Annotated in this window: 11 protein-coding genes; 6 read left to right on the top strand and 5 right to left on the bottom strand. The window is 35.8% G+C overall.

Translation table 11 applies throughout. The features are described 5' to 3' along the window. Positions 1–40: 40 nt before the first annotated feature. Positions 41–853: a glycoside hydrolase family 16 protein gene (locus ASG21_RS10570; protein WP_056079440.1), complete on the top strand. Its 813-nt coding sequence runs from the start codon at positions 41–43 to the stop codon at positions 851–853. A 192-nt stretch (positions 854–1,045) separates the two neighbouring features. On the opposite strand, the gene ASG21_RS10575 is transcribed toward ASG21_RS10570, so the two are convergent. After that, positions 1,046–1,855 carry an SDR family oxidoreductase gene (locus tag ASG21_RS10575; protein ID WP_056079442.1) on the bottom strand — a complete coding sequence of 270 codons (810 nt, stop codon included), beginning with the start codon at positions 1,853–1,855 and terminating at the stop codon, positions 1,046–1,048. 118 nt (positions 1,856–1,973) lie between these two features. Further along, on the bottom strand, positions 1,974–2,273 hold the full coding sequence (locus ASG21_RS10580; protein WP_128414276.1) for a hypothetical protein: 300 nt from the start codon (positions 2,271–2,273) through the stop codon (positions 1,974–1,976). Positions 2,274–2,582: 309 nt separating this feature from the next. On the opposite strand from ASG21_RS10580, the gene ASG21_RS10585 reads away from it, so the two are divergent. Both ASG21_RS10585 and ASG21_RS10590 read left to right on the top strand, forming a co-directional pair. After that, a complete protein-coding gene (locus tag ASG21_RS10585; protein WP_056079445.1) occupies positions 2,583–3,734 on the top strand; it encodes a hypothetical protein in 1,152 nt (383 codons plus the stop codon). A 357-nt stretch (positions 3,735–4,091) separates the two neighbouring features. Then, entirely contained in the window at positions 4,092–4,919 is an 828-nt protein-coding gene (locus ASG21_RS10590; protein ID WP_056079448.1) for a hypothetical protein, read from the top strand. A gap of 90 nt (positions 4,920–5,009) precedes the next feature. On the opposite strand, the gene ASG21_RS10595 is transcribed toward ASG21_RS10590, so the two are convergent. Next, positions 5,010–5,864 (bottom strand): nucleoside phosphorylase, encoded by an 855-nt coding sequence (locus ASG21_RS10595; RefSeq protein ID WP_056079451.1) that lies wholly within the window; start codon positions 5,862–5,864, stop codon positions 5,010–5,012. Between the two features lie 120 nt (positions 5,865–5,984). Here ASG21_RS10595 and ASG21_RS10600 point away from each other — a divergent pair, with 120 nt between their 5' ends. The 3 genes from ASG21_RS10600 (at position 5,985) to ASG21_RS10615 (ending at position 12,088) form a co-directional block, all read left to right on the top strand. Next, on the top strand, positions 5,985–7,832 hold the full coding sequence (locus tag ASG21_RS10600) for a cytochrome c peroxidase (RefSeq protein ID WP_056079455.1): 1,848 nt from the start codon (positions 5,985–5,987) through the stop codon (positions 7,830–7,832). Between the two features lie 659 nt (positions 7,833–8,491). Next, positions 8,492–11,140, top strand: a complete 2,649-nt coding sequence (locus tag ASG21_RS10610; RefSeq protein ID WP_241773488.1) for an alkaline phosphatase PhoX — start codon at positions 8,492–8,494, stop codon at positions 11,138–11,140. A gap of 51 nt (positions 11,141–11,191) precedes the next feature. Further along, complete coding sequence (locus ASG21_RS10615; RefSeq protein WP_056079461.1) at positions 11,192–12,088, top strand: leucine-rich repeat domain-containing protein; 897 nt, start codon at positions 11,192–11,194, stop codon at positions 12,086–12,088. Position 12,089: 1 nt separating this feature from the next. On the opposite strand, the gene ASG21_RS10620 is transcribed toward ASG21_RS10615, so the two are convergent. Beyond that, positions 12,090–12,413, bottom strand: coding sequence for a translation initiation factor (locus tag ASG21_RS10620; RefSeq protein ID WP_056079464.1), 324 nt, complete (start codon positions 12,411–12,413; stop codon positions 12,090–12,092). 60 nt (positions 12,414–12,473) lie between these two features. Continuing rightward, complete coding sequence (locus ASG21_RS10625; protein ID WP_056079467.1) at positions 12,474–12,941, bottom strand: hypothetical protein; 468 nt, start codon at positions 12,939–12,941, stop codon at positions 12,474–12,476. Positions 12,942–12,977: the final 36 nt, after the last annotated feature.

The raw sequence follows: 12,977 nt of genomic DNA on the forward strand, positions 1-12,977 counted from the left end.
GTTTAAATCATAGGTTGTCAGACAAATATAGTTTCCATTTATGAAAAGTAGAATTCAATATATTTTCCATCTAATCATCGCAGGGACTTTAGTTCTCTCATTATTAAATTGTGTTTCAAACAAACCGGATTTAAGCAGAAATTTAATCTGGAGCGACGAGTTTAATTACAAAGGCTTGCCTGATTCTACCAAATGGCATTACGATGTCGGTGGCGATGGTTATGGCAATAACGAAGCTCAGTTTTATACCAAAAACAGATTGGAAAATGCAAGAGTAGAAAACGGAAACCTTGTGATCGAAGCCAAAAAAGAAAACTGGGAAAACAATAATTATACTTCTGCAAGACTTTTAACGAAAGGAAAATTTTCATTTCAATATGGAACAGTTGAAGTCCGTGCAAAACTTCCAAAAGGTCGGGGAACATGGCCTGCCATCTGGATGATGAGCGAAAATATGAAAGAATGGCCGGATGACGGTGAACTGGATATTATGGAACATGTCGGTTTTAATCAGGGTTTTGTACATGCATCGGTTCACACTAAAAAGTATAATCACATCATCAATACCCAGAAGACAGACACTTTGTTTGTAAAAGATGCCAGCGAAAAGTTCCATATCTACAAAGCGGATTGGACGCCTGAAAAAATTGATGTCTATATCGATGATCAGAAGTTTTTCACCTATGAAAATAAAGAAAAGACGTATGAATCATGGCCTTTTGATCAGCCTTATTTTATTATTCTAAATCTGGCCGTGGGCGGATTTTGGGGTGGAAAAGAAGGAATTGACGATTCTGTTTTTCCGCAGAAATATGAGATTGATTATGTGAGAGTTTATCAGAGAAAGAAATAAACCACACTTCATATTAACATTTTTATTAAGTTTCGGCAGGGCAATTGTTCTGCCGGAACTGTTTCCAAACAAATTAAATTTTATAAGTTGTCAAATGTTCCGTTTAAAATCAAAAAAAATCCGAAACAAAAAGTTCCGGATTTAAATATATAATTGAAAAATTACTTATTACCAATTACTCATTACCCATGATTACTCAACATCATATTTGCTGATTACCTTCTGAGTAACTCCTGAGCTGCTGAAACCTCCGTCATGGAAGAGATTCTGCATAGTGACTTTCTTGGTTAAATCTGAGAATAAAGTTACACAGTAATCCGCGCATTCAAGAGCAGTAGCATTTCCTAGTGGAGACATATCTTCCGCATATCCCATAAATCCGCCAAAACCTTTCACACCACTTCCTGCCGTAGTTGGAGTAGGAGATTGAGAAACTGTGTTTACACGTACTTTTCTCTGTCCCCAATAGTTCCCGAAAGTTCTTGCGATGCTTTCAAGATATGCTTTGTTGTCAGACATATCGTTGTAATCAGGGAATGTTCTCTGAGCAGCGATATAGGTCAGCGCCAAGATGCTTCCCCATTCGTTCATACAGTCTTTCTCGTAAGCTACTCTCATTACTTTGTGGAAAGAAACTGCTGAGATATCCCAACCTTTTTCCAACCAGTCGTAGTTCATTTCTGTATAGTGTTTTCCTTTTCTTACGTTGATAGACATTCCGATGGAGTGTAGGATAAAATCTATTTTACCAAATTTTGCAACTGCGGCATCAAAAAGTTTTTCAAGATCTTCGATGGAGGTAGCATCTGCACCAATCACTTCAGAACCAGTTTTTTCAGCCAAAGCATTCAATTCTCCCATTCTGAGGGCGATAGGAGCGTTTGATAAGATAAATTCTGCACCTTCTTCATGACATCTTTCTGCAACTTTCCAAGCGATTGATTGTTCATTAAGGGCTCCAAATATAATTCCCTTCTTGCCTTTAAGTAAACCGTATGACATAGTATTTTAATGTTTATTAATCCACAAATGTAACGATTATTTGTGTTGTAAGCATAATAAAAAACGAAGCCTTACTTAAAAGGCTTCGTTTTTTTTGAAATATTTATATGACTGAATTCTAATTTGTTTTTTTATTCCATTCTGCCTTCACATCTTCTGCGGCATCTTTGGTTTTTTCCCAGGCATCGCTTGCTCCCTGCTTGATATCTTCCCAGGTATCTCCAGCTTTTTCTTTTGCTCTTTCAAGCCAGCCTTCGCTTGTTGCTTCCTCGTCGTTATTTCTTCTTTCGTTGATATAATCTTTAGCTCTGTCTGCTAAATCCTCAACTTTCCACTTTGCGTTGTCTGCAGTGTTTTTCAAAGAATCTTTGGTGTTGTCTACTGCGTTTTCTGCTTTGTTGTAATCTTGATTTTCCATTATATTTAATTATTTAAGGTGTTATATTTTATATTTAAACAATAAGCATTCCTAAGAAAGTTCTGCAAATGTTAAAATTGTCATAAATTAATTTTGTCGGTCTGTTATGATAAAAAGTAATTTATAAAAAGTCAGAATTTTCACTCAAAATAATTATTCATTGTGTCAAGTCTCATCTGATTAAAATTCTTTATAAATTAGAATATTTAATAAATTTTTTATGCTAATCAGTTAAAAATTGATTTATGTTAATTATTTTATCTCAAATAATTAAATATATTTGCACCTTCAAAATTCAAATGAACTTCAATGAAAAAAAAGATAGTTTCCTTCTCAGCTTTATTTCTGATTTCTTTTAGTACGGTTTATGGGCAGGTCGGCATTGGCACCACCACACCAGACCAGTCATCAATTCTTCACCTTAACAGTACAAACAAAGGTCTTCTGCTGACGAGCATTGCGCTTACATCATCAACAGACAATATCACGATTCCGTCTCCGGCAGCAGGACTTCTTATCTGGAATAACGGTACAGGCGGCTTCAGCCCTGCTGGTTTATACTATTGGGACAATGCCAAATGGAATATTTTGTCAACAGGAAATACCACAACAGGAATCGGTACAACATCCGGCTGGAACACCACTGGAAATAATTCAGGCAGCAGTTCCGGAGCAGGTACAGCCATGTCTCTTGGAACTTCCACCTTCGATGATCTGATTTTTAAAGTTAATAATACATACGCAGGAAGGCTGGGAACCAATAATTCTGTACAGTTGGGAACGGGAACGTCGGCGTCTCAAAGCGGAACTGCTGTTGGGCAAAATGCGAAGTCTACCAGCAACGAAAGCACTGCAGTAGGAGCAAATTCAACTGCGGCAGGATTTCAGTCAGCTGCTTTTGGTTACAATTCAAAAACAAATTCCAACAGTGAGACTGCAATCGGTTACAATACAGTGACCAATGGGCAAAACTCAACGGCTTTAGGTTCCGGAGCGTCTGCTACAGGGCAAAATTCGTCTGCGATAGGATATGGTGCTGCGACAACTCAGGCCAATGCAATTGTTCTGGGAAATTCAGGAGCTAATATCGGTATTGGAACAAATTCACCGAATACTTCAGCTAAACTCGATGTTAACGGACAGTTTAAATTGGGTGAGAAAGGAAGTATTATAAAAAATATAGTAAGTTTTGAAACCTGGCCGGGCGTATCCATCTACAATCTTTCTGCCGGAGGTTCTGCCGAAATTGATATTGCAGTTCCTGCTGCGGCACAGATCAGCTCGGGCAGAGCAAGCATTGTGGTTTCGCCTGCAGGAGATTTTCCCGGTAATTCTACTTTTGCAGTTTCAAATCCGAGGTACACTTCCGCCTCCAACATCAGAATTAATGTAACCAATATTTCCGGTGCTGCGGCGAGTCTTTATTACGGACATTTTTTTGTGACAGTGAATGAATTTTAAAAGGAAGCGGGAGTATAGGAATATTCTTCAGATAACTTACGATTTAAAATTGTCCCAATCTCACGTGCCATTTGATAATTTTTTTTCCGGATTTAATGTCCTCTGTAAATATAAAATGTCAAATAAACACATGATTTTGAGGTTTTTACATTTATAGTGATATACATTAAACTTAGTGTTTTAAGGTGAATTAATTTCCAAATAATGATAATTTTAATGAAATTTTTATTAAAAGTCAAAGATTATTTCCCTATAGATACAGCTTTCGTAAAATATTTACAAATAATCATAATTTTTCTTTATGTTTGAACCGTAAAATATTTTGTAAAGACTATAATTTAAAATTACTGATAATCAATGAAACTAAAACTACTCATTCTTGTAACGTGCATTTACAGCGTACAGGTTTTTTCACAGCAATATTATGGCAAACAGCAGTCTAAAAATCTTCCTAAAGTTGAATTTATTTTAGCTGATGGCTCCAAAACAGATGGTTTTTTTGTAGGTTATACTTATCCCAACGGTACTTATCCGGGCTTTTTCGATAAGGATGATATCTACAATTTTGTTTATAAAAAAACGAAAACATCAGCCGATGAAAAATTTGGTGCAAATGAAGTGAAACTGGTGAAAATTTATGATGACCATGATGATGTAGTGAATGCCATTGAAAGACTGGACATGAAATATATCGATAAAAACGGTCAGGTTTCAGACAAGAAAAAAAGATCGTTTCAGCCGCTGCTTTATGATGGGAAATTACAGATTTTCGGTTCAAATCTTACTATCTGCACAGGTGCAGCCTGTAACTATGTCTATTCTAAAATCTATATCAAAAATGCAAAGGACGATTTTGCTGTAATGCCTGTGGATTACGATAAGATGGGACTTTTTGCAGGATCACTTTATGATAAGATGGCGGAAGCATTTAAGTACGCCGGCAGAGACTGTCCCGAATTCCTGAAATATATGGAACAGTTTGATGCTAAACTTGAAGATAAAGAATTCAAAAAAGAAATTGCTGCAAGATTTAAAGGGATCAGAAAAAAGGCTTATGAAGATGCTAAGAAAGATAAATTAGGATATAACGGCACACAGGAACTGATAGGTCAGTACATGCTTCAGGCTTACCTTGATTTCTATGGCGGCATCGTAAGGGAATACGAAAAAAACTGCCCCAATTAATTTCATCAAAAAGGATTTCAACATTTGAAATCCTTTTTATTTTATGTAAGTCTAAAGTTGCAATTATTTTTTTAGTATCGGGAATTAAACTTATTTCACAACCCTTTCCAAAACCCATTCTATAAGATTTTGTTCTGAAGCATGATGATCTTTTGAAAATTCGCCTCTTCGTCTATTGGCGATTACATTGTTTACGGTAATGGCTTTATGACCTAAAAGCTGAGAGAAAGCGTAGATAGCAGAAGTTTCCATCTCAAAATTGGTAATTCCCAGATCATTTAAAGTTTCCAAAAACTGTTCGTCTGTGGACTTCAAACGGAGTTGTCTGCCTTGTGGAGCATAGAAGCCCGGGAAAGTTGCTGTATTTCCGTGGTATTTTGCGTCTTTGTAAAGTTCGCCCAATTCTTCAGACCATTCTGAAAAATAAAGCATTGGTTTTATCCTTTCGTAGGGAAATTTTTCATAAAAACTTTTCGAAAATTCATTTTCAAACTGATAATCTTTGTAGAAATTCATCAGTCCGTCGAGACCGACAACGTTTTGAGTAACGAGCATATTGTCTACTTCCACCTCGGGATTCACACTTCCGCAGGTTCCCATTCTGAAAAGTTTCAGCGAAGTTTTTTCAGCTTTGATTTCTTTCTTTTTTAAATCGATATTGACCAGAGCATCGAGCTCATTCATCACGATATCTATGTTTTCAGTACCAATTCCTGTAGACATTACGGTAATTCTTTCACCTCTTAAAATTCCTGTGTGGGTATAAAATTCCCTCTTATTTTTTTTGATTTCTACTTTGTCGAAATGTTTTGAAACCTTTGCCACACGGTCGGGATCGCCAACGAGGATTATTTTTTCGGCAATATCTTCAGGTAAAAGATTTAAATGATAAATGCTTCCGTCTTCATTGAGAATAAGTTCTGAAGCTGCAAGTTGATTAAGCATAATATTTATTTTTCTGTTTCTAAAAGTACTAAAATTGATGTAAACGAAATGTAAACATTATTTAATTTATCGTTAAAATGTTACCAATTCAAAGAAGGTACATTTGCCGGTAAAAAAATCGTGAGATCTTACTTTATACTTATTCCAGCTATTCTGATTGTATTATTTTCCATGTCTTTTAATGATGCTGACAAAGGTTTAAAAACCGAAAATACATATATCAACCAAGGTCTTACCAATTTCAAAATCGAACTTGAATATCTGAAAAATGATGCCGAACTTTTTTCAGAAAAAAGAATTACAGTGGGGAAGCTGCGTGAAACCATCAGAAAGACCAGAAATTCTTTTAAGGAAATCGAATTTTTTGTAGCCTATCACTATCCTGAATTTACCAAAACCCATCTTAATGCTGCACCGCTTTTTCATATCGAAGCAGCAGGAACAACTGCTTTCACTTTACCCCCAGAAGGGCTGCAGGTTTTAGACGAATTGATTTTTTCTGATGAAGCCGAAAATGAAAAGGAAGAGATAAAAACCATCACCAATTTTCTCTATAACAGTTACGCTAATTTTTATTTGAGTACTTTGAAAAACGGAGTAAGCAGCGGAACCAATAAAACGTTACCCCTCAGAATCGAACTGATCAGAATCTACAGTTTGGGAGTGACTGGTTTTGATACGCCGGGATCTTTAAATATTTCTGAAGAGTCTGCTCACGCTTTTCTGGGAATGAAAAATTATATTTCGGATGATGCTTATTTTAAAAGTTTTAAAACTGAAAAAGCCATTCAGATTTTAGATCAGACCATTCAATATTTAGGGAGAAATAATGATTTTGAAACTTTTGACCGTATTATATTTTATAAAAACTTCGTTCAGCCTTTGTATGAAGAGTTCGGTACATGGGATGGCAGACCGGATGATCTCAAAAACTTTTCAGGATGGAATGTTTCCAACAAAGATTTTTTTAAAGCCGATTTTTTTGATCCGTATTTTTATACTTTACTGAAACCTTCTGAAGACAGTCAGGAATTGAGAGATTTGGGCGAAAAGATATTTTATGACACCAATTTCAGTGCGAACGGAAAGATGAGTTGTGCAAGCTGTCATTTGCCGGAAAATGCATACACTGATTTAAATTCAAAATCACTGAGCAATGTTGAAGGAAAAACGGTATTAAGAAATTCGCCTTCACTTTACAATGCGGTTTTTGCGAAAAGATTTTTCTATGACATGCGTGCTTTTTACCTTGAGCAGCAGGCAGAACATGTGATTTATAACAAGGAAGAATTTGATACGGATTATGAAAAGATAGTTGCTAAATTAAATTCAGATAAAAACTATAAGAAATCTTTTTCAACTTTATTTAAAGACAAAAAGATTACAAAACAGAATTTTTCGAAAGCTTTAAGTTCATTTGTTGCTTCACTGTATTCCTTTGAAAGTGATTTTGACCGTTTTATGAGAAATGAAAAGGAAATTTCTGAGGATGCCAAGAAAGGATTTAATCTTTTTATGGGAAAAGCCAACTGTGCAACCTGTCATTTTGCCCCTCATTTTTCAGGATTGGTCCCACCTTTTTTTAATGAAAATGAATCTGAAGTTTTAGGAGTAACAAAGAAACCGATTTCAGTTTTACCTGTGGAATTGGATGACGACAAGGGAAGGATTAATTCAAATGTGAAAAAAGAAAGTTCGTGGATTTATGAAAATTCTTTTAAAACAATGACCGTAAGAAATATTGCTTTAACGAAACCTTATTTTCACAACGGGGCTTTCAATACTTTGGAAGAAGTAATTGAATTTTACAATGAAGGTGGAGGAGAAGGCTTGGGATTGCCCATGAAAAACCAGACACTTCCTGCGGACAAACTCAATCTTTCTGAGGCAGAGAAGAAGCATCTGATCAGTTTTCTGAATACTTTGACGGATATCAGCAAGGCTAAAACTCAGGTGAAGAGAAAGTGATTATCTATTGATGTTGATTTTTAAAATTTACAATTTAAGGATACGGGATTAGAGTTTCGGGGTGTAAGAATATACTTTTGGGATAAAAGAATATACTTTTAGGAAGGAAAAATATACTTTAGGGATGCGAGAATATACTTTTGGGATGCAAGAATATTCTTTTGGGATGCAAGAATATACTTTTAGGATGCAGGAATATAGTTTTGGAATGCGAAAATATAGTTTTGGGAAGCGAGAATATAGTTTTGGGATGTAAGAATATACTTTCTGGATACAAGAATATACTTTTTGGAAGCAAAATATTGTTTGACATTGCAAAAACTAAGTTCGCCAAAGCAAGAATATTATTCGACAATACAACAATAGAATTCGACAAGGCAAGAATATCATTCGACATACGGATAATTACAAATAACATTTTCATAGATATAACTTTACCTCACAATAGTTTAGATTCCTCCGGAATGCCAAAATGAATGCTGATTTTTGCGTTGTGAGTAAAAACGGACATTACTTTCTGATTTAATACTAATTTAACCTGCGTAACATTCGATTTCAGTTTTATTAATATTCATCGCCGTTTAATTAAAGATAGCGTAACGCAAAGCCATCAGGAAACAGATAGTTTTGCACTTGAAAAATGATAATTTAATAAAAAAGTGAAAAGAAAACTACTTACGATTGCAGCCTTGGCTTTGATGACGACATCAATGGTTCAGGCACAGACAACAATCTTCGGATTGCAGAGTTCATGGAAGTTTAATGATGCAGATGTTGCGCTTCCTGCAACATGGAAAAATGCCAATTACGATGTTTCTACATGGGCTTCAGGAAACGGACCGCTTGGTTACGGAGATCCTGTAACAACAGCTTTTGTATCGGGAGTTGATACTGCTTATCTTACTAAAGATTTTACAGTAAATCTAGCCGATTTAACCTCCACTATGGAATTTGGCGTTAGAAGAGACGACGGAATCGTGGTTTATCTTAACGGCGAAGAAGTAATAAGAGACAATATGCCTGCGGGAGTAATTTCTCACGGAACTTTTTCTTCAACTACAGTTGATGGTGCTGCAGAAACGGCAATCAATGTTTTTACTATTCCTAAAAACAAGTTTGTACAGGGAAATAACAGAATTTCTATTGAATTACACAACAGAAGTGCTGGAAGTTCTGATTTAACGATTGATGCTTATCTAAAAACGATTGTTCCGCCACAGCCATTGGGTTCTGTATTAATTCAGGGTTCATCCTGGAGCTACAAAGACGACAATCAGCCTCAGGCAGCACAGTGGAAAGATTCCAACTATAATATTGCAGCTTGGACAACAGGAAACGGACCATTAGGTTATGGAGATCCGGTAACTACAACAATCAATTCTGGTTTAGCGACTGCTTATTTTGCCAAAGATTTCACAGCCAATTTAGCTGACCTTTCTGCTAATATGGAATTAGGCGTGATGAGAGACGACGGAATTGTGGTTTATCTGAACGGGCAGGAAGTTGTAAGAGACAATATGCCGACAGGTACTATCACTCACGATACTTTTTCAAGTACTATTATTGACGGAGCTGCAGAAAATATCTACAACACGTTTGTAATTCCTAAAAATAAATTTGTACAGGGAACCAACAGAATTGCTATTGAAGTTCATAACAGAGATTTGACCAGTTCAGACTTGAGAATGGATGCTTATATTCAAAACTCAACTGTAGTGGCGCCTCCTGTAAGTTGCAACACAGGTACACACATCAGCTGTTTTACATCTATTATTCCAACAACACAGACTTCAAAGCTTATCATCCCTGCTGAACACAAATATCAGCTGATTTTAAAAGAAGGAGACAGCTATACAGAAGGCGGAGGATTAGTAGGTGGACAAAATGACTTTACAGCTTATGTAGCTAAAAATAACAGCAGTGTAGACGGATATTTATCTGTAAACCACGAGACCAATCCTGGAGGAGTGACGATGGCTGAAGTAAATTACAACCCAACTACAAAACTTTGGCAGTTATCGAGATCAAGAGCGGTAAGTTTTTCTGGTACAAGCTTAGTGCAGACCATCAGAAACTGTTCAGGAGGAATTACACCATGGGGAACTGTGGTTACGGCAGAAGAATCTGTAACTTCAGCTGATACCAATGCCGACGGTTACAAAGATTATGGTTGGCTGGTAGAGATCAATCCTGCAACAGCTCAGGTGATGTCTCATAATACCAACGGCACAAAAGATAAACTGTGGCAAATGGGAATCATGAACCACGAAAATGTGGTGGTAAATGATGCAGGAACAGTCGCTTATTATGGTGAAGATGGCGGAACCAACATGGTGTACAAATATGTTTTGGATACTCCAAATGATCTGACCTCCGGAAACTTATATGTTTTAAAACTGACCAGCGGACTGAGCGGAGGAAATCCTGTAGCAACCACTGGAGAGTGGATTCAGATTCCAAATAAAACGCAGGCTAACCAAAACAATACGACAGCTTTGGCACAGTCTCTTGGCGGAACTGCGTTCAACGGAGTTGAAGACGTGGAAATCAGTCCTCTTGACGGTAAGGTTTATTTTACAGCAAAAGGTTTAAACAAAGTGTACAGAATGACAGACAATGGAATGACACTTTCCAACGTAGAAACATTTGTAGGAGGAGCGTCAACTGTTTATTCTTTCAACACTGCTCAGGGAATTAAAACTGAGGCATGGGGAGACGGAAACGACAACCTTACTTTTGACGAACTGGGAAATCTCTGGGTTCTTCAGGATGGCGGTAAAAACTATATCTGGGTAATCGGGCCGGACCATACGCAGGCCAATCCAAATGTGAGATTATTTGCTTCAATGCCGGCAGGTTCGGAGCCTACAGGTCTTACTTTCACACCGGATAAGAAATTTGGTTTCTTCAGTATTCAGCATCCGAACTCAACAATCAGTACAGATATTGATGCAACAGGAAATACCATCGACTACAGAGGAAAATCCGCAACGGTCGTGGTGGCACTTTCACAATTCTTAGGAAATGCAGGATCTTTGGCAACAAGCGAAGTAATCAAAGAAACAGAGGTTACCGTAGCACCAAACCCAACTTCAGGAATTGTAAAAATCAATTCTCCAAAAGCACTGAAAAACCTTGAAATCACTGCATACAGCATCGACGGAAAGATTGTGTTTAAGAAGAAATACAGCGGATCAACAAGTCAGCTTGAATTAGACTTAACTAATGAGCTGAATGTTTCCAGAGTTTTAGTTTTAAATATTGAAGCAGAAGGATTCCAGAAGACTGCGAAGATTCTTAAAAAATAATACTAATTTTTTTATAAGGCTGCCGGATTTTTCCGGTGGCCTTTTTTTATTATGAAGAAGCTTTTGGTTGTAATTTCTATATCTTTTTTATCTGAACTGAATGCGCAGATCGATCCTGTAAAATATCCGACATATACAGATATTGACGCAGCTTTACAATCCAGAGAAACCGTCTACAGCATGAGTTTCAGAGATAAAGGACTTTTCAATTTACCACCTCAGATTTCAAAATTAAATTCAATTTTCTTTCTGAATCTGATGGCCAATAATTTTGAAAAAATAGATGAGGTTCTTTTTACCTTAAAGGAAATGGAAATTTTATATTTAAATGAAAATAACATTAAATACATTCCGGATGAAATTTCAGCATTTCAGAAGCTGAAGACATTCTCAATGAATCTGAATCAGCTGACATCCATTAATCCTGAATTTTCAAAACTTCAGAATCTGAAAGCCGTACATCTTGAAGCCAATAATTTAAATATTTTTCCACCGGCACTGACCAAAATTTCGGGTTTGGAAGAAATCAATCTTCACAGCAATCAGATCAGCAGCGTTTCTGATGTTGACCAAATAAAAAATTTGCAGTTTTTAAATCTCTCTTCAAATCAAATCAATGATTTGAATGATTCTGAATTTCCAAAGAAATTAAAATACCTCGAACTTCAGAAAAATACCATTACGGCAATTCCTGAATCTATTTTAAATTTAAAAAACCTAGAATTTTTAAACATCGGAGAGAACAAAATCACGCAAATTTCCCCGAAAATAAAGAATATGAAAAAACTGTCGAGTCTAAATGTCGCCAATAATAATCTGGAATCTCTTCCACAGGAAATTACTAAGTTGAAAAATTTAAAAACGTTAATTCTCAACGGAAATCCATTGAAAAAAGATGAGGTAGAACACCTCAGAAAAAAAATGCCGGAAACCCAGATCTATTTCTAGATTATCCGCCGACCCTCTTGGTCTTGAAGCCCATTTCTTTAAGGATATCCATTATTTTATCACGGTTATCACCCTGTATGATAATCGTTCCATCCTTTTCAGAACCACCGATTCCTAAGGTGGTTTTTATTTTTTTTGAGATTTTCTTCAAATCTTCCTCGCTGCCTTCCCAGCCTTCAACTATGGTCACGGGTTTTCCGTTTCTGCCTTTTTTCTCAAATTTACACACCAAAGGCTCTTTTTGTTTAAAAGCTTCTTCGGGCATTTCAAAATCCTGCTCTTCGTGAGTGGGGAAAAGGTTTTTCAGTTGGTCTCTTAAATCCATAAGGCAAAATTAAAAAATTCTCTTCAAATAAGAATATAGAATGCTGATTCTAATTAACTGCTATTTTCTGTATAAAATTTTATCATCTAATACAACAATGTTTCCGCTTGTATTAAAGAGGAAATCATCATAAACTTTTAGTTTATTTTGACTTTTAATAAGTTCATCAGAAGTTTTATGGTCAAACCAATTATTTAAAAAAGCATTAATCTCCATGAATTGTGAATTAGATTCTGACTTACTGACAGTGTTTTTTAATGAATCAATCTTCTTTTTATCATAAAGCATTTCAGCCTGAATAAAACGATCGGAAGGTCCCGCAAGAATACCTTTAGAATTATCAATATAAATGTGCTGAAATTTAACTTTTTGTGGTTTGAATTTAGAAACATCTAATATGTTTTGTAAATCAGATAGATTTTCTGATACATTTTCAATTTTATTTGATTTTTTATGATAATTACATGATACAGAGGCAAAGAGAAATAATGCTGAACTTATAACAATGTATTTTTTAATTTTTATCATACCTTAAATTTAGTAATTACTAAATTTAATAATATT

Origin of the sequence: Chryseobacterium sp. Leaf394, from assembly GCF_001424105.1 — a bacterium.
Lineage (GTDB): Bacteria > Bacteroidota > Bacteroidia > Flavobacteriales > Weeksellaceae > Chryseobacterium.

Bases quoted from the DNA above. Each gene is read 5' to 3' on its own strand.
- ASG21_RS10570 (WP_056079440.1), top strand. From the start codon at position 41: ATGAAAAGTAGAATTCAATATATTTTCCATCTAATCATCGCAGGGACT.
- ASG21_RS10575 (WP_056079442.1), bottom strand. From the start codon at position 1,855: ATGTCATACGGTTTACTTAAAGGCAAGAAGGGAATTATATTTGGAGCC.
- ASG21_RS10580 (WP_128414276.1), bottom strand. From the start codon at position 2,273: ATGGAAAATCAAGATTACAACAAAGCAGAAAACGCAGTAGACAACACC.
- ASG21_RS10585 (WP_056079445.1), top strand. From the start codon at position 2,583: ATGAAAAAAAAGATAGTTTCCTTCTCAGCTTTATTTCTGATTTCTTTT.
- ASG21_RS10590 (WP_056079448.1), top strand. From the start codon at position 4,092: ATGAAACTAAAACTACTCATTCTTGTAACGTGCATTTACAGCGTACAG.
- ASG21_RS10595 (WP_056079451.1), bottom strand. From the start codon at position 5,864: ATGCTTAATCAACTTGCAGCTTCAGAACTTATTCTCAATGAAGACGGA.
- ASG21_RS10615 (WP_056079461.1), top strand. From the start codon at position 11,192: ATGAAGAAGCTTTTGGTTGTAATTTCTATATCTTTTTTATCTGAACTG.
- ASG21_RS10620 (WP_056079464.1), bottom strand. From the start codon at position 12,413: ATGGATTTAAGAGACCAACTGAAAAACCTTTTCCCCACTCACGAAGAG.
- ASG21_RS10625 (WP_056079467.1), bottom strand. From the start codon at position 12,941: ATGATAAAAATTAAAAAATACATTGTTATAAGTTCAGCATTATTTCTC.